At 43.9% G+C, this 26,370-nt stretch carries 20 protein-coding genes; 9 read left to right on the plus strand and 11 right to left on the minus strand.

Going from position 1 to position 26,370, the window contains the following annotated elements; all coding sequences use genetic code 11:
- Positions 1 to 40 precede the first annotated feature (40 nt).
- From tnpA to AAA942_RS01835, 3 genes are all read right to left on the minus strand, one after another.
- Positions 41 to 478, minus strand: coding sequence for an IS200/IS605 family transposase (tnpA, locus tag AAA942_RS01825; protein ID WP_338218519.1), 438 nt, complete (start codon positions 476 to 478; stop codon positions 41 to 43).
- Positions 479 to 694: 216 nt separating this feature from the next.
- Positions 695 to 4,234 carry a chromosome segregation protein SMC gene (gene smc / locus AAA942_RS01830; protein WP_338218520.1) on the minus strand — a complete coding sequence of 1,180 codons (3,540 nt, stop codon included), beginning with the start codon at positions 4,232 to 4,234 and terminating at the stop codon, positions 695 to 697.
- A gap of 671 nt (positions 4,235 to 4,905) precedes the next feature.
- Positions 4,906 to 7,638 (minus strand): M16 family metallopeptidase, encoded by a 2,733-nt coding sequence (locus AAA942_RS01835; RefSeq protein ID WP_338218521.1) that lies wholly within the window; start codon positions 7,636 to 7,638, stop codon positions 4,906 to 4,908.
- Positions 7,639 to 8,445: 807 nt separating this feature from the next.
- Between AAA942_RS01835 and AAA942_RS01840 the strand changes: the two genes are divergently transcribed.
- The 4 genes from AAA942_RS01840 to AAA942_RS01855 all read left to right on the plus strand — a co-directional run bounded on the left by AAA942_RS01840 (position 8,446) and on the right by AAA942_RS01855 (position 10,966).
- Positions 8,446 to 8,982 carry a hypothetical protein gene (locus tag AAA942_RS01840; RefSeq protein ID WP_338218522.1) on the plus strand — a complete coding sequence of 179 codons (537 nt, stop codon included), beginning with the start codon at positions 8,446 to 8,448 and terminating at the stop codon, positions 8,980 to 8,982.
- Positions 8,983 to 9,057: 75 nt separating this feature from the next.
- Positions 9,058 to 9,555: a QcrA and Rieske domain-containing protein gene (locus AAA942_RS01845; RefSeq protein ID WP_338218523.1), complete on the plus strand. Its 498-nt coding sequence runs from the start codon at positions 9,058 to 9,060 to the stop codon at positions 9,553 to 9,555.
- A complete protein-coding gene (locus AAA942_RS01850; protein WP_338218524.1) occupies positions 9,552 to 10,094 on the plus strand; it encodes a YceI family protein in 543 nt (180 codons plus the stop codon). Before AAA942_RS01845 ends, AAA942_RS01850 begins: the two co-directional genes overlap by 4 nt.
- Complete coding sequence (locus tag AAA942_RS01855) at positions 10,091 to 10,966, plus strand: DUF5777 family beta-barrel protein (protein ID WP_338218525.1); 876 nt, start codon at positions 10,091 to 10,093, stop codon at positions 10,964 to 10,966. The genes AAA942_RS01850 and AAA942_RS01855 overlap by 4 nt, the downstream gene beginning before the upstream one ends.
- Here the strand turns inward: AAA942_RS01855 and AAA942_RS01860 are convergent, their stop codons facing one another.
- The gene (locus AAA942_RS01860; protein WP_338218526.1) at positions 10,967 to 12,544 is read right to left on the minus strand and encodes an ArnT family glycosyltransferase; all 1,578 of its coding nucleotides are present in this window, start codon (positions 12,542 to 12,544) and stop codon (positions 10,967 to 10,969) included.
- Between the two features lie 952 nt (positions 12,545 to 13,496).
- Between AAA942_RS01860 and AAA942_RS01865 the strand changes: the two genes are divergently transcribed.
- Both AAA942_RS01865 and AAA942_RS01870 read left to right on the plus strand, forming a co-directional pair.
- A complete protein-coding gene (locus AAA942_RS01865) occupies positions 13,497 to 14,054 on the plus strand; it encodes an REP-associated tyrosine transposase (RefSeq protein WP_338218527.1) in 558 nt (185 codons plus the stop codon).
- 159 nt (positions 14,055 to 14,213) lie between these two features.
- Positions 14,214 to 15,128: a helix-turn-helix transcriptional regulator gene (locus AAA942_RS01870; protein ID WP_338218528.1), complete on the plus strand. Its 915-nt coding sequence runs from the start codon at positions 14,214 to 14,216 to the stop codon at positions 15,126 to 15,128.
- Positions 15,129 to 15,202: 74 nt separating this feature from the next.
- Here the strand turns inward: AAA942_RS01870 and AAA942_RS01875 are convergent, their stop codons facing one another.
- The 4 genes from AAA942_RS01875 to AAA942_RS01890 form a co-directional block, all read right to left on the minus strand.
- Positions 15,203 to 16,717, minus strand: coding sequence for a DUF4301 family protein (locus AAA942_RS01875; protein WP_338218529.1), 1,515 nt, complete (start codon positions 16,715 to 16,717; stop codon positions 15,203 to 15,205).
- 100 nt (positions 16,718 to 16,817) lie between these two features.
- Positions 16,818 to 17,573 (minus strand): LytR/AlgR family response regulator transcription factor, encoded by a 756-nt coding sequence (locus tag AAA942_RS01880; protein ID WP_338218530.1) that lies wholly within the window; start codon positions 17,571 to 17,573, stop codon positions 16,818 to 16,820.
- The gene (locus AAA942_RS01885) at positions 17,570 to 19,282 is read right to left on the minus strand and encodes a sensor histidine kinase (RefSeq protein ID WP_338218531.1); all 1,713 of its coding nucleotides are present in this window, start codon (positions 19,280 to 19,282) and stop codon (positions 17,570 to 17,572) included. The genes AAA942_RS01880 and AAA942_RS01885 overlap by 4 nt, the downstream gene beginning before the upstream one ends.
- Before the next feature lie 112 nt (positions 19,283 to 19,394).
- A complete protein-coding gene (locus AAA942_RS01890) occupies positions 19,395 to 20,591 on the minus strand; it encodes a histidine kinase (protein WP_338218532.1) in 1,197 nt (398 codons plus the stop codon).
- 339 nt (positions 20,592 to 20,930) lie between these two features.
- On the opposite strand from AAA942_RS01890, the gene AAA942_RS01895 reads away from it, so the two are divergent.
- From AAA942_RS01895 to AAA942_RS01905, 3 genes are all read left to right on the plus strand, one after another.
- Positions 20,931 to 21,761 carry a hypothetical protein gene (locus AAA942_RS01895; RefSeq protein WP_338218533.1) on the plus strand — a complete coding sequence of 277 codons (831 nt, stop codon included), beginning with the start codon at positions 20,931 to 20,933 and terminating at the stop codon, positions 21,759 to 21,761.
- Between the two features lie 59 nt (positions 21,762 to 21,820).
- On the plus strand, positions 21,821 to 22,456 hold the full coding sequence (locus AAA942_RS01900; RefSeq protein ID WP_338218534.1) for a hypothetical protein: 636 nt from the start codon (positions 21,821 to 21,823) through the stop codon (positions 22,454 to 22,456).
- 401 nt (positions 22,457 to 22,857) lie between these two features.
- Positions 22,858 to 23,946, plus strand: coding sequence for a hypothetical protein (locus AAA942_RS01905; RefSeq protein ID WP_338218535.1), 1,089 nt, complete (start codon positions 22,858 to 22,860; stop codon positions 23,944 to 23,946).
- Positions 23,947 to 24,021: 75 nt separating this feature from the next.
- On the opposite strand, the gene AAA942_RS01910 is transcribed toward AAA942_RS01905, so the two are convergent.
- The 3 genes from AAA942_RS01910 to AAA942_RS01920 are packed head-to-tail and all read right to left on the minus strand — an operon-like array spanning position 24,022 to position 26,299.
- Positions 24,022 to 24,891, minus strand: coding sequence for a 5-oxoprolinase subunit C family protein (locus AAA942_RS01910; RefSeq protein ID WP_338218536.1), 870 nt, complete (start codon positions 24,889 to 24,891; stop codon positions 24,022 to 24,024).
- Complete coding sequence (locus tag AAA942_RS01915; RefSeq protein ID WP_338218537.1) at positions 24,888 to 25,583, minus strand: 5-oxoprolinase subunit B family protein; 696 nt, start codon at positions 25,581 to 25,583, stop codon at positions 24,888 to 24,890. Before AAA942_RS01915 ends, AAA942_RS01910 begins: the two co-directional genes overlap by 4 nt.
- Positions 25,574 to 26,299, minus strand: coding sequence for a LamB/YcsF family protein (locus AAA942_RS01920; RefSeq protein ID WP_338218538.1), 726 nt, complete (start codon positions 26,297 to 26,299; stop codon positions 25,574 to 25,576). Before AAA942_RS01920 ends, AAA942_RS01915 begins: the two co-directional genes overlap by 10 nt.
- Between the last annotated feature and the right edge of the window lie 71 nt (positions 26,300 to 26,370).

Here is a 26,370-nt window from a genome sequence, read left to right on the forward strand (position 1 = left end):
GCAAAAAATATTCATAAAAACATTCTGGGCTTCAGCCCAATCAACCCTTGAATTTCTGAAAACCATATTTGTACATAAATTCATCATACTCATCCTGAAATGTCTTTTTCTGATGATGCTCCTCTTGATTTTTAATATAATCCCGAGTTTTGTCCAACATAGATTCAGAAACAGAAACAGCAAAATATTCATCCTGCCATTCAAATTTTTCTTTTGTAAGCTTGTTTTTATTAATCCAAAAGGATGATTCGCCTTTCAAAAGCTGGACTGTCTTTTCAATTGTTTGACTGACACCAAAAGAAATCAAACAATGGCAATGATCTGAGTATCCATTGATGAAATCCACGAAAATTTCTTTTTTCTGGGCGTTTTCACGGATATGATTCCAAACAGTTAATCTGAGTTCTTTCGAATTCAAATGAGGTACCCGGTTTTTGGTGCTCCAGACGAGGTGGATGTAGACTTTAACAAATGGCATGGTTGAAAAATTAAAGATGAAGAATTTGGGCTAAAGCCCGATTAAATTCGATTATGATTCAAATTAAATGGCCTAAAGGCCATTCCTATTCACCATTCCTATTCAAAAATCCTATTCAACAATAAGATGGTTGAATTGCCTCCTGCCCCGAAGCATCGGGGCTGGAGGCAATTAGATGCAAATAAGATCCATGGGCTTTAGCCCAATTTCCTTAGATCAAGCCAACTCCCTCAAATCCACCGGAACTACCCGGCTGACACCCGCCTCGATCATTGTAATCCCATAGATAATATCCGTGCTGGCCATGGTGCGCTTGTTGTGCGTGACGATGATAAACTGGCTATCGGTGCTGAACTTCTGGATAATCTGGTTGAACTTGTCAATGTTCGCATCGTCCAGTGGGGCGTCCACCTCGTCAAAGATACAGAAGGGGGCAGGCTTCAGCAGGTAGATGGAGAAGAGTAGGGAAGTGGCCGTCAGGGTTTTTTCCCCACCACTCAGCTGATTGATGGTCAGGGGACGCTTGCCCTTGGGCTTGGCCATGATCTCGATCGGAGATTCCAAAGGATTATCCGGATCGACTAGGGTCAGGTCGCAGTCGTCCTGCTCGGTAAAGAGGGAACGGAAGACTTTCACGAAGTTTTCCTTGATCTGAGCAAAGGCTGTCAGAAAAGTCTCCTTGGCTACCTGATCGATCTCGGAGATGGTGCTCAGCAGGCCTTCCTTAGCCTGAATGAGGTCGTTTTTCTGCGTGGTGATAAAGTCAAATCGGACTTTGATCTCATCATAGGCCTCCATAGCCATTGGGTTGATCGGACCGATCTTTTCCAGCCTTTCTTTTTGCTTTCGGACCAAGTCTCTCAGTTCTTCCTCGGCAAAGTCGGCAAATTCGGGGTCTATGGCCGGATTTTCCTCCATCAGCTCATCCAAGTCCAAGTCAAACTCCACACTCAGTCGCTCCTTCATCCCGCTCATTTTCAGCTTGATCTCGTTGATTGCATTTTGGAGTTCCTGAAGCAGGGTGTCGAAACCTTCCTTGGCCTTTTGCAGGCTGCGGATCCGGGTATCCGTCTCGTCAATCAGGCCACGGGCTCCGTAGTAGTCCTTTTCGGCCTCATTAACTCCTAGTTCGATGCCTTCTTTTTCGGAGTAAAGTTCGATCAGCTCGTCGTCCTTGATTTCGTTGTTTTCCAGCAGGGTTTTGATCTCGGCATCCAGTTGGGCGAGTTCGGCCTGAGACTTCTCAATGCGTTCTTTGGAGCTTTCGAAGGCATTCTGTTTGAACTCAATCTCTTGCTCCAGACTATTGACCCGATTGACCTGCTGGATGTAGGTGATGTTTTCCTGATTGAAGGTTTGGGACTTGTCGGCGAGTCGCTTGTTTTCCCCTTCCACTTCTTCAGTCAGCTGGGCCACTTGCTCTCCCAATCCGTCAAACTCTTCTTTTTCTTCCGCCAATTGGGGTTGAATGGAAGTCAAGCTTTCCTCCAGATTGGCAATCCGCTCCAGAATATCCTCCCGCTTGTTGGCATTGGAGCTCAGCAATTCTGCCAACTGCTCCTTTTTGGTGCGGATGGAAACATAGGCGGAATTGAGTTCGCTGATCCGGGCCTGACTTTCTTCGAGGGTCTTTTTGTAGCTGACTTCCTTGAGTTTGAGGAGATCGCTGAGTTTTTGATCCAGATTGGCTCGGGTGGTGGAAACCTTTTTGCCCAGATCCTTGATTTCCTTGTCCAGCTTTTCCAGGTTTTTGGCCCGGCCTATTCGTTTTCCTTCGAAAAGGCCCACCGAGCCTCCGGAAAGGGAGAATTTCCGCTTGGTGTATTTTCCCGATTCGGAGAGGAAAATGCAATCCGGATCGGTAGGGAAGTCCTTGTAATCCCCCTGCACGAGGTAGACATTGTCCAGAATAAAACTCATCAAACGGCTGTATTTCACATCGTATTCGATGATTTCGGTAGCCGGGATGGCATTGGAGAAAAGTTTGGTTTGGCTGGCTTTGAACCGCTCAAAATGCTCCAAAACAAAGAAATTGGCCTTTCCTCTTGCCGCATCACTCAAAAGTTGAATGGCAGCAATTGCCTGCGCCTCAGTGTCCACCACGTAGTAGTTCATGTAGGACTCGAGGTAGTTTTCGATGGTCACTCGGTACTTCTCGTCGGTGGTAAGCAAGTCGGAGAGGAGAGGGATGTCCTTGCCCCAGGTGGAATTCTTCTTCAGAAACTTGATCGCCTCTGGGAAGCCTTCCAGATTCTCGACAAGGGACTTGGTCAGGTTGTATTCGTTGGTTTTGGAGTCCAGCTTTCTTGAATTGGTCGTCAACTCCTCCCGAATCAATTCTATCACCCGGTTGGTCTCCTCGATCTTCTGATCCTGGTCTTCCTGCTTGTTTTTGATGGAGCTGTACTCGCTTTGAGCCTGGTCCAGCTCTTCTTTCAGCCCGATCAGTTTGTCCTCAAACTCCGCCAAATTGGCTTCCTGTGAGGAATCGTCAGAGGAAGTGCGCTCCAGTTCCTGCTTGAGTGTGCTGAGCTGGATTTGCTTGATTTCGACCTCTTTGCTCAGCTGGTAGACTTTTTCCTTTAGGCTTTCGTAGCGAAGTGAAACCTCTTTTTGGGCCTGCTGCTTTTCCGAGGTGATGAGTTTTTGGGCGTCGTACTCTTCCCGTAGCTGGGAGACGATGCCTTCTTTTTCATTCAGGATTTTCTCCGCCGCCTCTCTTTCCATCTGCAGGGAGCGGATGGAGAAACCCGCGCGGTCGTTTGACTTGCGGTCAGCGTCGATTTGCTCACGCAAAGTCTGGGATCGGTCTTCCAGAAAGCGGAGGCGCTCGTTTTTGATTTTTTTCTCCGACTCAAAAGCCCGGATTTTGTTCACATGCTCATTCAAGGCTTTTTGCCGGGAGGAAAGTAGCTTTTCCTTGTGGATCAAGTCCGCCTTCAATTGGGATAAAAGGGCTTCCTGATCGGCGATTTGAGCTTGAACCTGGAGTTTGCGGTCAGATTCACTCTGGATTTTGGTATTGGCATCGAGCAGACTTTGGGTCTGTTTTTCGATGGACTTTTTAGCCAGATTGATACTGGCCTTGCGGTAGTCTTCCTTGATTTCGAAGTATTTGGCAGCCTGCTTGGCCTGCTTTTCCAGTGACTTCAGGTTTTTATCTATCTCAAAGAGCAGATCTTCCACCCGGGCCAAGTCAGCGTCGGTATCTTCGAGTTTGCGAAGGGTTTCCTTCTTTCGGGTTTTAAACTTATGGATCCCAGCTGCCTCCTCGAAAAGCTCCCTGCGGGAGTTGTTTTTGTCATTGAGCAACTCATCAATCATCTTGAGTTCGATGATTGCATAGGAGTTGGAGTTGATTCCCGTGTCCATAAAGAGGTTGGTGATGTCCTTCAGGCGGCAGGTGACTCCGTTGATCTGATATTCGCTTTCCCCAGTGCGGTAGTAGCGACGGGTGATGGTGACGTGCGTGTATTCGGTAGGGAGGAGGTTTTTGGTGTTTTCAAAAGTCAGGGACACCTCTGCCATGTTTGTGGGTTTGCGGTTTTTGGTCCCGTTGAAGATGACGTTTTCCATCTTGTCCGAGCGCAGCATGCGGGATTTTTGTTCTCCCAGCACCCAACGGATGGCATCGACTACATTGGACTTGCCGCAGCCATTGGGGCCAACCACACCGGTGATTCCCTTGTCGAAGTGGATGACCATTTTGTCCCCAAAACTCTTAAAGCCTTTGATTTCCAGTTTACTAAGCAGCATCGAAAAATCTCCTTACGAATAAGCTTTCAAAATAGGGCGAAAGGATGGAATTGGCAATAATTTATTGAGATACGCTGCGTGAAATAAGCTTCGCGAAATATACTCCGCTTCGCTTCGTGGGATATACCTCCCTGCGGTCGGTGAGATAGGGGTTGGTATAAATAGAGAGATTGAAGTTCAGTTCAGGGTCGTAATTCGTAAATCGTAAATATTGAAATATGCTTCGCGAGATACGCTATGCGAGATACACCTCCCTGCGGTCGGTGAGATAGGGTTTGGTATAAATAGAGAGATTGAAGTTCAATTCAGGGTCGTAAATCGTAATTCGTAAATCTTAAAACTAGAAATATGCTTCGCGAAATACGCTATGCGAGATACACCTCCCTGCGGTCGGTGAGATAAGGTTTGAGTTTAGGAGTGAGGTTTGGAGTTCAATTTAAGGTCGTAAATCGTAATTCGTAAATCGTAAATACTGAAATATGCTTCGCGAGATACACCTCCCTGCGGTCGGTGAGATAAGGTTTGAGTTTAGGAGTAAGGTTTGGAGTTCAATTTAAGGTCGTAAATCGTAATTCGTAAATCGTAAATATTGAAATATGCTTTGCGAGATATACTGCATAAAAAAGCCTCCCGGACTGATCCGGAAGGCTTGGGATAGGATAAGGGGGAAATTACTCCTTGGTGAATTCCCCAGCTTTTACAATGGACATTTTATTCAAATCCAGATGCTTTTTCATTGCTTCCTGAATTTGCTGAGGAGTCAGGGCATTAACTTGATCTTCGAGAATCTGCTCTCGCTCCATCGTTCTGTCCAGGAATAGATTGCCATTCAGGACACTGGAAAGATAATTGTCTGAGGCCCTGTTTACAGTACGGCTTTGCAACCATCCAGCTTTGGCTGCTGCGACTTCTTCCTCGGTAAAGCCTTCATCCAGAACTTTTTGGATTTCCTCCTTGAAAGCAATTTCCAGTTTTTCCAGGTTCTCAGGAGCATAGATTGCGTAGCCCTGGAAAGTACCAATAGGATCAATGCTTCCTGCACTGTATCCCGAACCCACTCCATAGCTTAATCCGTCTTTCTGACGGATTCGGGTAGCCAATCGGGAATTGAGAAAACCTCCTCCAAGCATAAAATTGCCCAAGACCAATGCCGGATGATCGGGATGCTGGTCATTCATTTCAAACTGCTGCATTGCTACAAAGAAAGCATTGGGCTTGTCGGGTGTTTCTATGGCCTCATTGATGGCCGGTCGGTTAGCGATTCGTCCCTGAAGACGTGCGTAATCTACTTTGCTATTCCAGCTTTCGAAGATGTCTTCAAGCAAAGGAAGTATAGTCTCTACCTCTACATCTCCCACAATGGCGCCCGTACCATGATTAGCGCCCAAGTAGTTGGCATAGAAGTCTTTGACCTGATCGATGGTCACTGCTTTTTTTGCAGCGATGTCTTCCTCAAAGGTTTTTGCATATCGAGGATCTCCCTTTTCGTAAGGATTCATATGCTGGGTAAGCCGATTGAAAGCTCTGGATGTAGGATCACTCATGCTGGACTCGATATCCGTCACACTTTCCAGAATCATTTTGTCCAATTCTTCCTTAGGAAATGCAGGTGAAAGAAGGATTTCCTTGAGCAATTTCATTACCCCGGGTAGGTTTTCTTTGGTTGTCTGGCCAAAGATGGATAGGGTACTCGCGCTTCCAAAGATATTCACTTGGGCTTTGAGGCGGTCAAACTCATCCTTGATTTGTTCTCTGGATTTGGTCGCTGTGCCTTTATCCAGCATTTGGGCTGTGAAAGCACCGATTTCTCCTTTGTTTTTCAGGTTTTCCTCACTTCCAAAACGGAGTGTGAAATTAAAGTTGACGGAGCTGCCTCGGGTTTCCTTAGGTAGAAAAGCCAGTTTCATTCCGTTTTCCAGTTCTACGGAGGTGGTGCGGCTATCAATATTGGCTGGACTGGGGTCAAAAGCTTCTCCCATGGCCAGTCCTTCCCCTCCCTTGTAATCCTTGACCAGTGCCATTACATCCACATCCTCTGGGATGGAAGTTCGATCAGGGTTTTCGGTAGGGACAAAAAGTCCAATGGTTCGGTTGTCCTGCTTTAGGTAGTTGCTGGCTACGCGCTTCACATCCTCCAAGGTTGCCTCTTTAATTCGGTCTCTCTGGATAAACATCAATCTCCAATCGCCTGCACCGATATATTCACTGAGTTGAAGACCGATTTGCTCGGAAGAGTTAAATCCCAAATCAAATTGTTTTATCCATCGGTTTCTGGCCCGTTCTACTTCATCGCTTGTAATGGGAGTAGTCTTGATGTTTTCCACGGTTTGAATCATGGCATTCAAAGCCTCGTCCATGGATTTTTCCTTAGGGACTTCCGCGAAGGTCATCATGATACCCGGTTCTTTCCACAGAAAAGTCTGCCCAAAAATAAAACTGGCTAGCTGTGTGTCCACGAGGGATTTGTATATCCTGCCTGAAGGGTTGTCGTTCATGATGGTGGAAAGCAAGACCAAGGGCGCTGCATCCGGATGGGATACCGAAGAGATTTTGTGAGCTAAGCCCACCAATTGCGTGTCTCCGACTCTTCGGATTGTGATTCTTCTTTCCCCGTCCTGATCCGGGTCACGCGTATAAAATTGGGGTAAAACACGCTCAGGTCTTGGGATAGGTCCGAAAAATTCATTGACCAGCTGAATGGTCTTTTCTTCATCAATTTTTCCTGCCACCACCAGGACCGCATTGTCCGGCTGGTAATAGGTCCGGTAAAAGTTCTGCAGGCGCTCGATCGGAACATTTTCCAAGTCTGATCTCGCACCGATGGTAGACTTGCCGTAGTTATGCCAAAGGTAAGCTGCGGAAAGCGTACGCTGAATGACCATACTGTAAGGGGAGTTTTCTCCGGATTCAAACTCGTTTCTCACCACGGTCATTTCGCTTTCCAAATCCTTAGCTGAAATGAAGGAATTGACCATACGGTCTGCCTCCAAATCCAAAGCCCAGCGAAGATTGTCATCAGTGGCTTTGAAGGTCTCGAAATAGTTGGTTCGGTCTGTCCAAGTAGTTCCGTTTGGTCTTGCCCCACGCTCGGTCAGTTCCTGAGGAATATTTGGGTGTCTTGGAGTCCCTTTGAATACCAAGTGCTCCAGAAGGTGCGCCATCCCTGTTTCCCCATAATTCTCGTGCTTGGAACCTACGAGATAGGTAATGTTGACCGTGATAGTCTCCTTAGTTTGATCGGGGAAAAGGAGAACCCGAAGGCCGTTGGAAAGCTGATATTCAGTGATTCCCTCCACTGTGGTCACTTTGACTGGGTCGGGAATCTTCTCTTGGGCTTCAAGCCTGAGTGCTGCGCTCAGGAGCAAAAAGCAAATAATCAGGAATTTAGAAGGGTTTTTTTGCATAGAATTTCTCTTTTATTGAAACAATTAAACCTTTTATGGAATGAATTTAAGATAATATAGGAATAGATAGATAAAAAATAAATTTCATAACAAAATTTAATATTTAAAAAGAAAAGAAGGGAAATATACTACGCTTCGCTGCGTGAGATACACCTTCCTGCGGTCGGTGAGATAGGCTTTGCGAGATATACCTCCCTGTGGTCGGTGAGATAAGGTTTGAGTTTAGGATTAAGGTTTGGAGTTCAATTTAAGGTCGTAAATCGTAATTCGTAAATCGTAAATATTAAAATATGCCACTCGAAATACACCTCCCTGTGGTCGGTGAGATAGGCTTGGCGAGATATACCTCCCTGTGGTCGGTGAGATAAGGTTTGAGTTTAGGATTAAGGTTTGGAGTTCAATTTAAGGTCGTAAATCGTAAATCGTAATTCGTAAATATTGAAATATGCCACTCGAAATACACCTCCCTGCGGTCGGTGAGATAAGGTTTGAGTTTAGGAGCAAGGTTTGGAGTTCAATTTAAGGTCGTAAATCGTAATTCGTAATTCGTAAATACTGAAATATGCTTCGCGAGATACACTTCGTGAGATACACCTCCCTGCAGTCGGTGAGATAGGGGTTGGTATAAATAGAGAGATTGAAGTTCAGTTCAGGATCGTAAACTTTTGCTGAGTTTTTCGAAGGATGGTAATTCGCACTTAACTTTCTTATTTATATCGCGACCGAAGGGAGCTTATTTCCAAGGTATTTCAATTGTATTTCTCTCTTCCTTTTATTTTCAATTCATTTTTCTCCTAACTTAAAGCCATGGATTTCGGACAAATCATCTACATCGTCGCAGTCATTGCCTACTTCATCTACCAAGCTTCCCGAAAAAAGAAGTCTCAAGATCCTGTAGATTCTGGTGATAATCAGCCAGAAAAACCTCAGAAAGGGGTGACTTTCGAGGATCTGCTCCGTGAAATCCGTCAGGCCCAAAATCCCCAGCCTAAACAGCAGGAGCCACCCAAGCCCCGACCTATCCCTACTCCAACTTTTGAAACTCCCCGTGAGCAGCCCAGCAAACCGAGTTTTTTTCCGGAAAGAAAATCCTACAAACCTGAAGTGGTCGAGGAAGTCGACGACGAAGCGAGGTATTACGAAGGAGCTTTTAGAAACAAATACCAAGCAGCTGAAACCAAGGCAGCACCCAAAGTCCTTTCCATCGAGGAAATGGCAAGAGATATCCGACTGAAAGCTCAAAATCCAAAAAGAATCAATCCCTATGCGGAAAAGCTGAAAAATCCTCAAAGTGTCCGTGATGCGATAATTTTGAGTGAAATTTTAAATAGAAAGCACTTTTAGTCTTTTTTTCCAAACAATTCAATCTGGTTTCAATTGTTATTTCGTACATCACGAAACAAACAAAACTTGATACCCATGAAACCAGAATTAGCACCGCAAGTAGCTGGTACTCTGACTGAGTCCAGAAGAAAATTCTTAGAAAAGGCCGGCTTGAGTATGACACTTTCCCTTTTTGGAGTGTCCTTTTTCACTTCCTGTTCCTCTACTGAGGATGCAGACCCGACCACACCTCCGGTAGGGGGAGGAAACGGTAACGGAATTTCTATCTCCGGAAATACCATATCTATTGACCTGAATACCCAGCAGGGATTGCAAAATGCCGGGAATTGGCTACTTATCACCAATGCTAGAACCTTGGTGGCCAATGTCAATGGATCGTTTGTGGCCTTGACCTCTGTTTGTACCCACTCCGGTTGCTTTGATAGCTGGACATTTGGCAACAACCGTTTCACCTGCCGTTGCCACGGCTCGGTCTTTGATCCTTCAGGTCAAGTTCTTCAAGGCCCTGCCAATGCACCTCTGCAGCAGTTCAATACCCAAGTTTCCGGTACCAATCTGATCATCACCCGATGAGGAGGCTTGGATTTCTTGCTTTCCTTTTTCTCCCATTTCTAGGATTTTCTCAAGAATACCTGACCAAAACCGGATCTGTAGTATTTCTGAGCAAGGCTCCACTGAATGAGTTTGAAGGAAAGTCTAAAGCACTAAACGGACTGATCGATCTGGAGAAAAATCTATTGGATTTCTATTTGGATCTGAATACCCTAGACACGGGAATCGGACTGAGGGATAAGCATATGAGGGAGAATTATCTGGAGACGGAAAAATTTCCTTTTGCAGAGTTTACCGGGAAAATGGAACCCATTCCAGCTTTGGAAACAGGAAAAAGCTATCCGGTCAAAGCCAAGGGTAAGTTTAAAATCCATGGGGTGGAGAGGGAAATCACCGTCGAAGGCACCCTTACTCAACGCAACGATCAAAGCTTGCAACTCCAATCCGAGTTTGTCATCCTGCTGGATGATTACCAAATCGACATTCCCAAGTTGGTCTTTTACGAGTTGGCTTCTGAGCAAAAAGTCAGCATCAACGCCACATTAAGTCCTAAAAAATGAGAAAATTAACCCTTTTGGTGGCCTTCCTTTTAGGAATGGCTTTTCCTTCCTTTTCCCAACTGGAAAGACAACTCGCCAATGAAAACCAGCCGGTTGATCTGGTTTTCCATGCACCCAGACATATCAATCTGCTTACGGTAGAGCCTCTGGAAAAGAAATCCATGCACTTTGCCATCATGCACACCTTTGGTACCTTGGATGGGGGTGTAGAAAATCTCTTTGGCTTGGACAATGGAGCAAATATTCAGTTTAGCTTTGAATTTGGGCTAAGCGAAAAGCTGTCCTTGGGTATTTTGAGAGCCAGCAGGGATAAAGTGTATCAGGCCTTTGGACGATATCACATTTTCGAACAAACCCAAAACGGGAAGAAGCCTTTTTCCCTCAGTTTGGCTGGTGGGGCAGGGGTGATCACCAACACGTATAGCTTCCTTCCCGAACCGGAACAGCCGACTTTTGGTGATCGAATGAATTACTTTGGACAGGTGATGCTGGCCAGGAAGTTTTCCGGGAAAATCAGTTTTCAGTTGAGTCCCATGTTTTCCTATTTCACAAATCCGCTTCCGATTTATCAGATCGAAGGAGACCAAAACTTCTACTTTGCTTTGGGGATGAGCGGAAAATGGAAAGTGACTGAAAGATCTTCCCTTACCCTGCAATATATCCCAAATCTAAATTCAGACTTACGTAGCAATTTCGGGATCGGTTGGGATGTGGAAGCCGGAGGTCACGTGTTTCAGATGTACTTTGTTACCTCACAAGCCCTCACCGAGCCTTACCTTTTGGCTGGAGGAAATGGGGTTCCCGGTGAGGAATTCCGTTTGGGATTCAATGTGAACCGAATCTTTGCCTTGGGTCAAAAGAAAAGGAGGTAATCACTTTGCCGATTGGGTGAAAGTCCTGATCCAAACCTTGCTTTCTCTTGTTTCTTTTTGGAGCAAATAGTTCGCTTTGAGCCAAGTCTCTACCGCTTCCACATCTTCCTGCTCCTGAGGATAAGCATGGAGGTAATAGTCGTAAACAAAAACCCGGATTTCTTCCGGCTTTAGGGATTTCAAAGAATCCAGCTTTTCCATAGGGAAGAGCTGGGTTTTTACTTTTTGGTCTTCTGGAAAAAGAACTTCCTCGCTGAATTTTACAAAATTATTTACTACAATAATAGATTGATTTTCAGTTGTTTTTAACTCATTGGATAAAGTTTCGATAAAATCTGAGTAGCTTTTGATTTTTTCTTGGTAAAAAATGGAAGCTAATGCTGGAATAATCAGAAGACCGCCAAGAAAGATGGTTTGAAGCTGTTGATTTTTGATTAAAAAAATCCCCAAAAAAGCGGTCTGAAATAGAACCATTTTCAGGTCTTGCTGGGCAAAGCTGATGAATACTCCAAATGCAATGAGGGAAGCTAAAGTCAGTTTTATTTTTGGGCTTTTTTCCCAACTGCCCCATCCCAAAGCAATCAGAAAAGCAAGTATGGGGACGAGGATGATCAAATGTCGGGGATTGAGGTAAATCGGGTTGTAAATCTTCAAGGTGGAAGACATAAACCAAAACCCCAGAATTAGGCAAAAAGCGGTAAAGGCAAACTCAATTCCCGGACTATGTTTCGCCTTCCAGGCTTTCCAGATTCCCGGCAGGGCCAATACGATCCAAATCCAATAGGAGCGTTCTACCCAAGTGAGGATAGGCAGATAGGTCAATCGCCTAATCATGGCCCAAGTCCCTTTGTCCGCATAGGTGAATTCGGAGATGTAGTGGCCTGCGTTGATCGAGCTAACCCGGAAAAAGGGATCACCGAATTTGATCCAGAAGTAGGCCAGATAGGCCAGACCAAAGAAAAGTCCCCAAACCAGCACACCGAGGTAAAAAGAGTAATTGATCTTTTGGTTTTTTCGGTCCCTAAGAAAAAGGAGGATGGGAAACGGGGCTAGAAAAACGATGGTTTCTTTGGTGATAAATCCCATAAACAAGCCTAAAATCAATCCCAAGGAGGCTGCAAAAGGTTTTTCTTTTCTGAAGGAGGCAGAAAAAGGAACCAGACAAGTCCAGAAAACCAGAAGAGAATCAGGGTAAACCTTGGTCAAAAAGTGGAGCAGATAGACTTGAGTGCTTGCCCATAAGACCAGAATCCAGAGATTTATACCTTTTGGGAGGATTTTCATCAAAAGGTAAAGGCTCCCTACATAACTTAGGAGAGAAATCAGGGAAATTCTATGCGGATCAAATCCCAAAATAAAGCCTATAAATCCGGAGGGAACATAAGCTCCCCAGCGACTGGAGAAGTGGTAGGCATTGACTTCCATGGTACCTTCCCAGAAGCTCTTTCCTGCAAGGAGGTAGTAGACATCATCGGAGAAGGTGATCCCATCAAAGCCAAGCAACCAATAAAAAAACAGAAATACCGACCCAGAAAGAAATGCTGAACGCTTTGGATGATTCTGAATAAATTGGGTCATGGGGTAAAAATAAGGGCGAATGTCTGAAAATCTATTGATTAGGAATTACAATTGGATAGTATGGAGTTTGGGGTTGTTTTAAGGAATATAGGGTTGGAGTTCAAAACAGGGTGACTCCCCCTTGAAAAGGGGGAGTTGGCTTGGTGAAAAGTCTGATTTTTCGTTTTTTTAATTTGACGAAATCAGGTAATTCTAATCTCCTGAAATGGAATACCGGATGGAAAAAAGAGATAAATGGTTGAAGTTCAAAGCAGGTTTACTCCCCCTTGAAAAGGGGGCTGGGGGGATTTGAAATTGGTAAAAATCCCCCTAACCCCCTTTAAGAAAGGGGGAGTTGGCTTGGTGAAAAGTCTGATTTTTCGTTTTTTTAATTTGACGAAATCAGGTAATTCTAATCTCCTGAAATGGAATACCGGATGGAAAAAAGAGATAAATGGTTGGAGTTCAAAGCAGGTTTACTCCCCCTTGAAAAGGGGGCTGGGGGGAATAAAAAAGAATTATTTTTGTTGTATGTACTTTTTACCTTATGACAGAAACTTGAATGAATTTTCTAGAGAATTAAGAAATCATTCTACGCTCTCTGAAATTCTTCTTTGGCAAAAGTTGAGAGCTAGTCAATTTAGAGGCTTCTTTGGTCCAAGTCAGGAGACTTGAACCAGTAAGGTCCAGACAGGCCCGCGGATAGTTCAAGTCTTCAGACTTGGACTTTTTTTCTTGCAGTCTTCAGACTGCTTTTTACAGTTTTGTAAAGATAAACTACTAGGTCCAAGTCGGGAGACTTGAACCAGTCAGTAGACTTGAACCAAATACCGCGAATAGTTCAAGTCTTCAGACCTGTCTGAGGACAAAGGCAGGCTTGGACTTTATCTTCTGGCAGTCTGAAGACTGCATTTAATGATTATTATTTCTTCAAAAGCACTATCTTAAATCTACTTTTTAAATCTTTTTTATCATGAGTAGAAAATATAAAATCAGGGATCAGGATAAGTTTTACTTTGTCACCTTCACCATTGTTGAATGGATAGACCTATTTACCAGGCAAGAATACAGAGATATATTTATTGATTCGCTCAAATATTGCCAAGAAAATAAGGGGTTGGACATAGCTGGTTTTTGTATTATGTCAAGCCATATTCATTTGATTTTAGGCAGAAATAGAGATCAGAAATTGGAAGAAATAATTCGAGATTTGAAAAAGTTTACTTCTATTAAATTTTTAAAAGCAATTGAAACACTTGCTGAAGAAAGCCGAAAAAATTGGCTTTTATATCATTTTCGAATGGCCGGAAAAACCAATCCAAATAATTTAAACTACCAAATTTGGCAACAGCATAATCATCCGATCGAGCTAAATACTCAGGATAGAATAAGAAGGTGCTTAAATTACATCCATCAAAATCCGGTCGTTGCTGGGTTGGTACTTAGTCCTGAGGAATATTTATATAGCAGCGCCAAAAATTATGCAGGACATCCTGACAGACTTATTGATGTGATTTTAATTGATTCATAAAATACGTGGTCCAAGTCAGGAGACTTGAACCAGAGGTGTTTTGTTTGGAGGGTCCAAGTCAGGAGACTTGCACCATTGCTATAATAATTGACAATAACTGTCAAATACAAAAGAGTTTTCCTGCTCTTTCCCTACTTTTAGTCATCAATTGTCAAGACTATGGCCAAATCCTCTCCAATCGAACAGCAGAAAATCCTCAGGGTATTCAAATTGATCAACCTTCTTCAGGGTACTATAGGAAAAACTGTGCATCGCTTGGCCGAACTCCTTGAGACAGACGAGCGAACGATTTATAGGTATTTCAAGCTTTTGGAAGCCTTGGGGTTTGTCGTGGTCAAAGAATTCAGCAAGTATAAAATCCAAGAAAGGCCGGAGTATCTTCCTGAGTCTTCGACTTACAGCACTTTTTCTCAGGAGGAAAGCCAATGGTTACAATCTCTGATCGAAAGTCAGGGAAAAGGTAATCTGCTTAAGGATTCGATTATCCAAAAGCTTCAACTTAAATCCGAGGTCAAAACAGGCACTGATTTACTCTTTAAAGCCAATCTTGGCCGATTTGTGGATTTGATAGGGCAGGGGTTGGCTGCCAGAAAGCAGATTTGGCTTAAGGAATATTACAGTCTCAGCAGTGATACGGTCTCTGATCGCTTGGTAGAACCGGTGGGGTTTTCCCAGGATTATGAAAACATCCATGCTTTTGAAGTGGAGAGCAAGTCCATGAAGGTTTTCAAAATCGAGCGAATCGGGGATGTGGTTCTTTCCTCCAATCCTTGGACTTTTGAGAAAAAGCATGAATTGCCTGAACAGCCACTTTTTGGCTTTTCAGGAAAAAGAGAATTCTATGTCAAGCTCAAGCTGAGCAAAAAAGCATTCCAACTCATGCAGGAAGAGCATCCCAATGCCCGACCTTTTATGGGAGTGAAAAACCGGAATCAGTACTTTTTCGAAGGAAATATCCCTCAATTGCCCGGATTGGGAAGGTTTATCCTTGGCTTACCCGGCGAAATCAAAGTGGAGGAAGGGGAGGAAATGAAGGCTTATTTGAAGGAACAGCTGGAAAAAGGGCTGTTTTGAATTTTCAATGATCAATATCCAATGAATGTCAAACATCCTTGAAAATTGATCATCGAGTTTGGTAATTGAATTTTTTAACCCTGATGCTCTTCTCTCAACAGGTCATTTACAGTTTTGACCGGATTGAAGGTAATCAGGGGCACTTCCACAAAGAGGGTATTCCAACCTGCCATGGCCCCGTTCCAAAGCCCGGGCAGTTCCAAAGCTTTTAACTCCCGTCCGCTTTTGGATTTTTCGGTGATAAAACCGGTTTGCATATCTCTAAACTTCAGCAAATCGAATTCCCGTCCATGATAATCCCGGGTACCGCAGACCAGATCCACCGGATTGAAGTGGGTGGAAGCCATCATATGAGCTTTTGACTGAGGGTCATTGAGGTCGATTTGTGCGGTTTCGAGAATTTGGAGGCTGTAGGAACCGTCTTTTTCCTCGATCCAGAAAGGTCCTCCTCCTGGTTCTCCGGTATTTTTTACCATTCCACAGACCCGGATTGGACGATTGAGCTTGTCTTTCAAATACTCGGCAAGTTCATGCATATTTTCTGAGGAAACGGAAGGAGGGACTTGCCCGCCCAAATCCTCATTGTAGACCTTTATTGCCATCGCCAAAGACTCGTGATTGACGCCTTTTTCCATTGCTCTCAAAGCATCAAAGATTCTTTCCTGCACCTCCAAAAGCAATCCCGCGATGGCCATTTTATAGGTTTTGGTTGGTTCTTTCAGTCGGTCAGGTACTACGTTGTCAATGTTTTTGATGAAAATCAGGTCAGCCTTGATGTCATTGAGATTTTCCAGAAGAGCCCCATGACCTGCAGGTCGGAAAAGGAGACTGCCATCGTCCTCCAAAAAGGCCGTGTTGTCCATATTCACCGCAATGGTATCGGTTGTTTTTTTCTGTTGGGAGTAACTCACTTCAAACTCCAAACCTGAGCTTGCCTTGATGGCAGGCAAGACTTTGGCAATTTCCGCTTTGAATTTGGTTTCGTGCTCGGGAGAAACCGTAAAGTGGATTTTGACCTTTTTTCCTCTTCCTACGGCATATTGAACCCCCTCGATGAGATGCTCATGGGCAGGAGTACGGTTTTCGGAAGGATAGCGATGAAATCTTAGAAGGCCTTTGGGCAGACTTCCATAGTCGAGCCCTTCATGAAGCAGAAGTGCTGCCACGATAGCCCTGTACATACCTGCATCTAGGCATTCCTGAAGGGTGTTTCCTTTGGTTTTGAGTGCTTCATCCAGTTCTTCGGCAAAGGCAAATTTTCGGATGTTTTCAATGAATTTCTTGGTAAAGGCGCTTTTTTCCAGATCTCCATCTCCGTCCAAAAAGGAAAAAAGGTCTTTAAACATCCTCGAAGCCGCCCCGGATGCGGGGACAAACTTGACGATTTCCTTTTTGGCTGCCTGGGCAGGATAGGTTTCTGTGTAATGCTTTAATTCCTGATCACTGAGTACTTTAATCCCATGGCCTGGAGTGGCTGGAGCGTGAATTTTGAGAAAAGGGAAGCCATTTTTGAAATTGTCAATTTGCTGGGCGACTATTTCAGGGTCCATTCCCTGAGCAAGGATCTTTTGGGTTAAGGTGATATCCATGGTTGTATGGGTTTGAAAAGTTTCCGCTTAAGATAGTGGACTTGGAGTCCAAGCTCAAGAAATCTCCTGCTTTTTGTATCAAAAATTAAGTGGAAACTCTTCAATATCCCATCCGCTTCAAAAATTCATCTTTTTTGGAAGGAGAAAGGCTCACCTGCCGTTCATTGCTCATCAGAATGTATCCGCCCTCGGATCGCACATACTTTTTGACTTTGTCCAGATTGATCAAAAAACTATTATGGACTCTCATGAAGCCATGGCTTTGGAGAATATTTTCGTACTCCTTTAGGTTTTTGCTGACCAGAAGCTTTCGTCCATCTTCCAGAAAAAAACTGGTGTAGGCCCCATTGGCTTCGCAAAAGAGAATTTCTCGGGTTGGGATGAATTCTACGCCTTCTGCAGTGGAAAGGGAAATTTTATGATTTTCAGGAGCCGGGGTTTGGAGATTGCTGAGTAGGTTTTCCAGGAGTTTTTGGCGGTTTTCTTGCGCCCTGAGTTGGATTGCTTTCTGTACTGCGGCTTGCAGTTCTTCCATGTCAATAGGCTTGAGCAGGTAATCGATGGAGCTGAATTTGATGGCTTTGATTGCATAGTGCTCAAATGCAGTGGTAAAAATCAAGTGAAAATCCAGATGAATGACCCGCTGTAGAACGTCAAATCCAGTTCCTGTCTGAAGTTCGATATCCAAAAAGACCAACTCCGGCCGTAAAGTTGAGATTTTGCTGACTGCATCTTCCACCTGACTGGCTTCTTCGATGAGCTGTACTTCCGGACAGTAGCTTCTCAGAAACCCTTTTAGAGTCTCCCTGCTGTGAAATTCATCTTCTACGATGATGGCTTTAAGCGGATAGTTCATGGCTTGGGAAATTTAATGGTGATACGAGTGCCTACTGGCAGGTCATCGATCTGAATCTGCGTTTCTTTTTTCTCCCGGTTGATCAGCCGAAGCCTTTCTTCGGTCAAGGCCATCCCTCTGGAAGGTCGATAATCGGCTTTTTTGAGAGCAGCGGCGGCTTTTCTCCCTATTCCGTTGTCTTCTATTTCACAGCGGATGTGGTTTGGTTCTTCGATAAAGCGCACGATCAGTTTTCGCTCTCCCTCCAGCTTGGCCATCAGTCCATGTTTGATGGCATTTTCCACAAATGGCTGCACGATCAGCATGGGTACTTCGAAAAAGCTAAGATCAAAATGGGCTGGAGTCTCGATTTTGTAGCTGAATGCGTGGTCAAATCGGAGGGATTCGAGGTCGAGGTAGACTTTTAGCAGCTCGATTTCCTTGTCCAAGGTCACATGGACATCGATGGAGTTTTCCAAGACCTGACGGACAAACTTGCTGAATTTGCTCAGGTAGGACAGGGCAGCTTCTTTCTGTCCGCTGCTGATCAGATGCTGAATAGAGCTTAGACTATTGAAAATAAAATGGGGGTTGATTTGGGCACGAAGGGCTCCTAATTTGGTCTGAAAAGCCTCATTTTCCACCTTCCGCTTTTCCTGACTGATTACCTTAATTTTGTAGGAAAGCCCAAGGGCAAAAATGATGCTTTCGATAGAGGAGCCGGCAACCATGTAGTCCAAGTCCAATAAAAACATGGTCATCAAGGCGCCTGTGGTGAATATCAAGGTGGCAGAAATCACGAAGTACTTTAGCCGGTTGGGATAGTAGAAAAACAGATAGCCCACCCCAAAGAAGGCGAATGCAGCCATGAAGTAGCGCTGAAAATCCATCAGATAGGCTTGAAGCAAGCTGTAGGGTTTCAAGAATATCAAGCCGGAATTGACTAAAACCAAAAGGATAAGCAATCCTGCAATTCCCAGTACAATCCGGTCAAATCCAGGCATCAGTCTGGGGAATTCCAAAAAGTGCCGGATAAACAGCAAGTAGGAGAGATTGATTAGGAGTTGGGACACGGTAGTCAACCAAAAATATAAGTAGAGGGTGTTGTAGCCGAAACTGGTGGCCAAATAGGGACTGATTTGAGAATAGTAGATGAGTTGAAATAGCAAGAATGCACCATAGTAGATGTATTGCTTTTCCCGCATGTTGAAGAATAGAATCAAATTAAAGATCATCAATACAGCAGCGATCCCCAGAAAGAAAAAGGCCAAAACCTGGCTTTTGAAGGAGGATTCGCTGATGAACTGAGAAAAAATCTCATGGGAGCGGGAGTCGGAAAAGCGGATGGTCCGAACATCCAGGTCAGGAGAAGCCCGGTGAAATTCAGCGCGAATCAAAAGGTAATTTCCTTCGAAAAAATCCTTGGAGGACACTTTTACATATTCCAATGAATGAAGACTGGCTCTCTTCAGATCATTGGGAACCAATCGGGTGATATTCAAAGAGTCAATCGATCCATTGGGGGCATAAAACAACCAGGAAACATCCAGATTTCCCGGATAAATGTACATGGTGTCAGATTCGGCCAAAAGATGGAGGTAAGAAGAAAAATCCAGTTTGAACCAATAGCTTTTTCCTTTCTGAGCAATTCCCACAGAGGGTAGATTAAGAAAAAGACCTTCCTGATTTTTTTGAAGGATATCCTGAATGGTATTGGGAGAGTCTTCCATCCAGATTTCAGGTTTGAGGGGCAATTGAAAATAATATCCCTCTTCCATTTGCCTGGAAAGACCCAAATGTGAAAGGCTAATAAAAATCCAGCAAAGGAAGAAGAGGCAGTGCTTATTCATCGAGGATAGGAAGGATCAAGGTGACGTATTTACAGGGTTTTTGACTTTGTGGACAGGGCTTTTCACCGGTTTCGTATTGGATATGAAAGGGCTTGATTTCATTCATCAATAGGACAAAGTCCTCCCAAGTTCGGGTAGGCTGATTTCCAGTCTTTCTTTTCTCCACAGTTTCTTTTTTATCGGACTGATTGATCCAAGCTTGCATAGAGACCCCATTTTGGGTTTTTTCAAAGGTGACCAGAAGCGAAATAGCCCCATTGGCGGATTGGATTTGTTCTTCGAGAAGGTTTTCCAATAGATTTTGGATCACCATGGAAGGGATTTTGACCCGATCGATTGAAAGTCTTTCTTCTGCCTTGATTTCAAAATGCAGACTATCTCCGTATCTCAGTTTTTGGAGCTGCATGTACCAGGTGAGCATCTGTACCTCCTCCTTAAGGGCTGCTTTCTCGAGATGGAGCTGGGAAAGAAAGTACCTCAGGAGCTTCGCAAAAATGCTCAAAAAGCGAAGAGAGCTCTCTTTGTCGTCTCTGAAGATCTGGTTCTGTATCGAATTCAGGGAATTGAACACAAAATGGGGGCTAAGTTGAGCTGAAAGTGCCTCCAGCTGAAACTGGTAATTTCTCTTTTGCAGCTCCAGAAGCTTATCTTGTTTTTCCTGAAGATGTTTTTCTGCCCGGATTCTTGCTATCTGTCCTGAATAAATCGAGGCTACTGCATTGAGAATCCGTACGTGCTGCTCCGTGAAATATCCAGCCTGTGAGTTTTCGCTGTCTATCACTCCGATGACTTTTCCTTCCAAAAGTATCGGGACGGCTACCTCGGAGAGGCGGTACTGATCATCGGGAATGTAGTCGGGAAATTGCCTCGTGTCCTGGATCAGTAGGGGAAGGCCTGTATTAACTACCTTTCCTGTGACTCCTTTTCCTACCGGAACCCGTATGGCTTGGATGATTTCCCTATTTCCACTGGACTTGGGGCCTAAGGCGGCTTTTTGCTCCAAATATTGACCTGATTCATCCAAGAGGTAAACCACAGCATCTTCAAAGTTCAGTTTGGAAATGCAGTTACCCACCAAATCCCACAATAAATCCTCTTCCGAATCGATCTCGGTCATGGATTGGGAGAAATGAAGCAGGATTTCTTCCAGTTCTTTGGGAGTGATAATATGCACGTCGGCTGGATTCAAGAATGGGATAAGTTAAGCAATGAAGATCGGATTCGGTAGTCAGCCTAAGGACTAAGCTTTACAAAGTACTGCCATTTTCAAAGGCTAACGTCGAGCTATTGATGAAGTCAGGATTTGGATTTACCAATCGGGGTTTTGAATAGATGAATCCGGGTTTTGAGGGATTACTTTCGATTATGAGGCTGATTTACCTTTCTTTCAATCTAAAGTCTGCATTAGTCAATCCTCAACGGGGATGGATAAAACCGGCAAAAATTGCGAAGGGTGTTCGGTCTAAGTTTGAATCGTCCGAAGGGAAGTTCCCTTCACCACACGAAACCAATCAAACTAAATAACAACATGAAAAAGTCAATTTTAATTTTCGGAGCAATGGTTCTTTCAGCTTCAGCTGTATTCGCTCAAAACACATCTACCACCTTTCAATCCGGAACGGAAAACAGTACGGTAGTCAATCAACTGGGAGATCTCAATACTTCCACTATTTTTCAAACGGGTTCAAAAAACCTCGGCGTAGTACAGCAGGGTGGTTTTGGAGACGGCAATCAGCTTTCAAATAATGCGGAGGCCTACATTCAGCAACTAGGCTCTCTAAACAATGCCTCCATCTCACAAACCCAGACCGATCCATCAGGAATGGACCAAAGCTACCATGAAATCATCCAAAAGGGTAGAGAAAACTTCGCTAATCTGACCTCCTATGAAGGTGGGAACTCAGGATATGTCCTTCAGGAAGGTAATAGAAACATAGCAAAAGGGAGTCAGGCTTCTTCTTCACATATACTCAGAATCGAGCAAAGAGGAAATCAAAACAATGGGGAGGTGATCCAGATGGGCCCCTCAGATAATGTTTCTTCAATTTTACAGGTTGGAAATGAAAATCAAGCTAAAACTTGGCAACTGGGAGAGTTTAACCAAAGCTACATTGCGCAGGATGGTGACAGAAACCGCGCTACATCGATAAAGCAGTTGGGAAATTTCAATCTTTTTGACCTGGTTCAAAAAGGAAATGACAATACCTCGGCGATCATGCAGGAAGGAAATTTAAATCAGGGATTAGTGACCATATTTGGAAATGGAAATCAGACCATCCTCAATCAGACAGGGAATGGTCACGTTTCTAACCAAATGATCAATGGAAACGGAAACATTTCCCTTGTGACGCAAAATTAATTTTCTGAGATAGCCCCTGATTTTATTCGAAGGATCAGGGGCTTTTTTTATACCCTCTTATGCCACGGATCCTTACTTTATTTCTATTCTTAAGTGTCTTACTTTGTCATGGGTCAGTTTATCCGCAAGCCCGACGGATTTTCTACGAAGATAGGGTGGCTTTCAAAGAAGAGTATACAAGCAAAACTCCTTCTGGAGCAAGTGAAGCTAGGATAGTGCAGATCCAAGATCAAAATCAATCCCAAATCCTTCAGCAAGGTGAAAACCTCCTCCACCTTCAGCAAATAGGCTTCACCAATCAAACTTTTATAATCCAGTCGGGAATTCAAAATGAGCTGGACCACCTTCAATCAGGTAATTTAAATCAGTCCCTTTTGATAATTAACGGCAGGAAAAATACAGTCCAATCAGCTCAAATCGGGGATTACAATTATCAAACTATAACTCTGAAAAATCTGGAAGCTTATAGTCAAACGGTGAGCCTGTTTCAAAAAGGAAATGAAAATTATCTGGAGCTGGTTTTGATAAATTCCACAACTCCACTGCTGAATGCTCCAAGCGTCCAAATTAATCAACTTGGAGACAGCCACCATTTTTCCGGAACGATTGACTCAAATGCAGTCCCGATTTCCATCACTCAGACTTCAGGATTTGGGGGGCAGGGAATGCGATTGAGAATTACTCATGGAAATTGATTTTTCACCTTTCAATCAGCTTCCGCTTTTTTCTGGTCATTTCATCAGGATAGTTCCCCTTATTAATCTCCAAAAATCCTTTGGTATTTAGCTTATAAAGCAAAAGCATGGGATTTAACTGCGGAATAGAGCACCAATCTCAGCTCAGAGGTTTTCTTATAATTGATCAATCGTCTGTTTGAATTGACCGATTCTTTTTTTGAATTGATTAATTACAAATCGGGGTTCCAAATGTGATTATGGGGCCATTTTTTAGCCTGTCAATTGAAAAGATTTATTCATCAAATCAAGTCATCGATATATAAATACCCTTCAAAATCAATGAATTATAGCATTTAAGTTTGAGTCGTTCGAAGGGAAGTACCCTTTATCACAAGAAACCAATCAAACTTTATAGCAAAATGAAAAAGTATCTTTTAACCATCGGAATCGGGGCTATGTTGATCCAGGTATCGTGCGATTCACTGCAGCAGGATGAGGTTCTTTTGGAGGAAAACCAAGCGCTTCTGGAATCTGAGGAATTGGCTACAGGAGAAGAAAACCTAAGGAAAAAAGGGAATGTGGAGACGACTTGGAAAGTAGAAAAAGCGGAGAGGTTCTACCGAATGACTGAAAATACCTATTACCTGCTTCCTTCCAACCTGCCTTTGGAAAAAGTAAACCGTGCTTACGAAAGCACAAGGTCCGATGATCAATTTGTGGAAGAAATGATCAAAGAATCCCTGAAAGTATTCGATTCCAATATTTTTAATTACGGGAAGTTCTTGAGTCCATTGTCCAGAAGAAATCATCAGGCATTGGCTGCCGATGAGCACGAAGTTGAATATAATATTTTGGCAGCCAAATTCAACGATGAAGAAGAAGCCTTGGCGTCCATGGCTGGATATTTGAAAATCGAAGATATAGATGGAGAATCCACAGAAAGCAAAACCTATCCGATTTTCAAAATCGTGGGCAACCCTTCTACCCAATCAGGAGATGACTGCAAAGGAAAAGGATCTTGGTGCGATAGTGTTCCACCTGTCAGACCGCCTCAGTTGGAGGAAATGGTGGATTTTTTGCCCGTATTAAAAAGATATGGTGGACAGCCCAATCCTACTCAAGCCGCCTTGAATGAATTGAAATCCAATACAGGCTTAGATCCTGTCGCAATTGCTCTTTTGCTACCCGCAGTACAAAAAATCGCAGATCTTCCTTCTCCAAATGCAGATAAGGATCACAGTAAATGGATACCAATTCAGAGTGTTGGAAGGAGATACGGCGTGGATATGACTGAGTCCGTAGGAACATTTCTGGCTTTTGGAGTGGGAGGCTCAGTTTTTGGTCTGATCAATGAAAAATACGATGCTTCCGGAGATATGGACTGGGCGGCTGTTCAGCTCAATAGGAGAAGATTTGAATTTGAGATGTGGTTGTTTTGGAGCAGATGGGCTGAAGCCAAGAAAATTGGTAGTGCAACTCAGGGCAGTGGGTCAGGAAAAGCAAATTAGAATTTAGAAAAAAAAGGATTTATCATCACTGTGGATATTGGATCAAAATCTTTAGCTATTCAGATGTTAAAACTACTAAGTATTAACCTTGGAAAACCGGACCACTTGGCCCGGTTTTTTTTGTGCCAAAATGCTCATAGCCAGATCAGTAAGCTGGAAAATTCTCGGATATCCCCCTGTGACCTGAGCGTCTTGACCTAGAATAATTATTTTCCCACCTGAGGTCAGTTGTACTGTTCCTGGAAATACCGGATTGGTGGGTAATTCCGGAAGAGTATTTTCAATTGTTTCTAGAAGTTGGGCTCCCATCCGATTGGTCAGGGGTGAGATATGAAAACCATGCTCCAATAGGTAGCTCCTTGTTTCATTATCCAGCAGCTTCCAGTCTGGACCGGTATAGACTTCCAAGTCCTCGGTTTCATACCAAGTGTGATCCCACTTGGCTTTGGAGTGCAGAATACCAGAGGATGAGGGTTCATCCCAGTAGCTGATTTTTCCTTCCTTGCTAAAAAAGGACAAGGGAGTTATTTCCTTGTAAAAACTTCTTGACCCCAGTTCAAGCTGGGTTTTGAAACCATATTTTATCCCCAGATAAAGTCTTGCTCCGGTTATAAATTGTCCGATCTCCAGTTGATCTTTGGATTTGATGGCAATAAAGCTGGGATTGGTTACTTCTTTTTCGTTTACCCTCACCAGACTCTGTGCGCCGGCAATGGATATAAAAGTGGGGGCACTGAAGCTGATGACCAGTCCGGGTTGACTGATTTCCAATACTGCCGCATCGCTGGGATTATTGAGTTGGAGATTGACCCAATGAGCCGATTTGGCATCCATGCAGCCAGAAATAGGTATTCCGTATTTTCCATAATCCATCCTGCCCAAATCCTGAACGCTCGTTCCTGGACCTGTTTTTAAGATATGGGCTGTGGATAGGCTTTTACTCATTTTAAATAGGGGCTGGGAGGGTTTTTAAGCAATTTACTCATCTCATCCCCATCGATGGGGACAAATTCCAGGCTTTCTCCTGCCTGAGCCCAAACAGGAGGATCCTTTTCTATATTAAACAAAATTACGGGTGATCGGCCTATGGTATGCCATCCCCCGGGACTCTCTCTGGGATAAATGCCCGTTTGGGCTCCTCCGATTGCCACGGAACCCGGGTCAACGGTGCGGTCTGGGAAGGGTTTTCTTGGTGTATGCAGCAGATCAGGTAGACCGTTGAGGTACATAAAACCAGGCAGAAAGCCGAAAAAGTGGATTCTGTATCGATTTTCTGAGTGGAGTTTGATCAGCGAGTTCAGGGACAGTCTTTTTTCTACGGCCAAGCTACCTAAATCTTTTCCGTATTCAGGTTCATAGCAAACTGGGATCTGCCAGATTCGATCAGAAAGATGAACCCGATTGAACTTGGTCGTCATGTATTGATTTTTGAAACGAGTCTGGAAGCGGTCTTCTTTCCAGAGAACGGCAATGGAAGTAAAGCCTTGCCTGATCGTTTCGATATGTTCCTTTTCATGTTGCTCCAGCCACTGGATTATGCCCAGTTGCTGTGCCAATAGCTCATCAGAGGGTGATTCTTCCCAATGAAGCTCTCCCATCCAAGGAGTGATTTCTATATAGACTGCTTTTATTGCCAATGCTTTGTTCTCAATTGGGGAAGGAACTCCAGAATTTCGGGATTGTCTCCGTGAAAACAAAGAGTTTCTGCCTTTATCGGAAGTTCTTTTCCACTTGCACTGATCAATACCCCTTTCTCCAACAAAGCCAGTAATTGGGACTCTACCTCTGTAAATGTTTTGAGAAGAGATCCAATTATTGTTCTGCTTTGTAAGCGGTAATCATCCTCATATCGTCTGTCAGCAAATACTTCCAGTTTGGTGGGCTGCTTTTGCAGGATGGCTTCTCGGGCGAGTTCAGAATTGGGGGGGACCAAAAGCCAGGTATCAGGATATTCCTTTCTGATCATTGTAATCAGCAATTCAGCAAGATGTGGACTTTTGGCAGCGTCATTGTAAAATGCACCATGAAACTTGATATGCTCCATTTGAACTTGCATTTGCTGAGCCACCTCGGAGAAAAGCTGCATTTGATTCCGCAGGGAAACTATCAACTCATCATCTGTAATTGAAAGACTGATTCGTCCGAAATTTTCTCTGTCAGGATAGGAGGGGTGGGCACCTGCCTTTACTCCGAATTTCTTGCAAAGGGCCAGCGAGGTGGAAATACTTTTTTCATCACCTGTATGTCCTCCACAGGCAATGCTAGCCCGGTCTATCCAAGGGAAAATCTCCTTTTCCCAAGCTACACCTTCTCCTAAGTCACAGTTAATTTCCAGAGGATTTTTAATGTTCATAGTCGGGTAATCCGGGTTAATAAAATTTTACCTGCTTGCTTTTTTGACTCTTTTTTCGCTTTCGTAAATTA

The organism is Algoriphagus sp. oki45, assembly GCF_036245605.1.
In the GTDB taxonomy this organism is placed as follows: Bacteria; Bacteroidota; Bacteroidia; order Cytophagales; family Cyclobacteriaceae; genus Algoriphagus.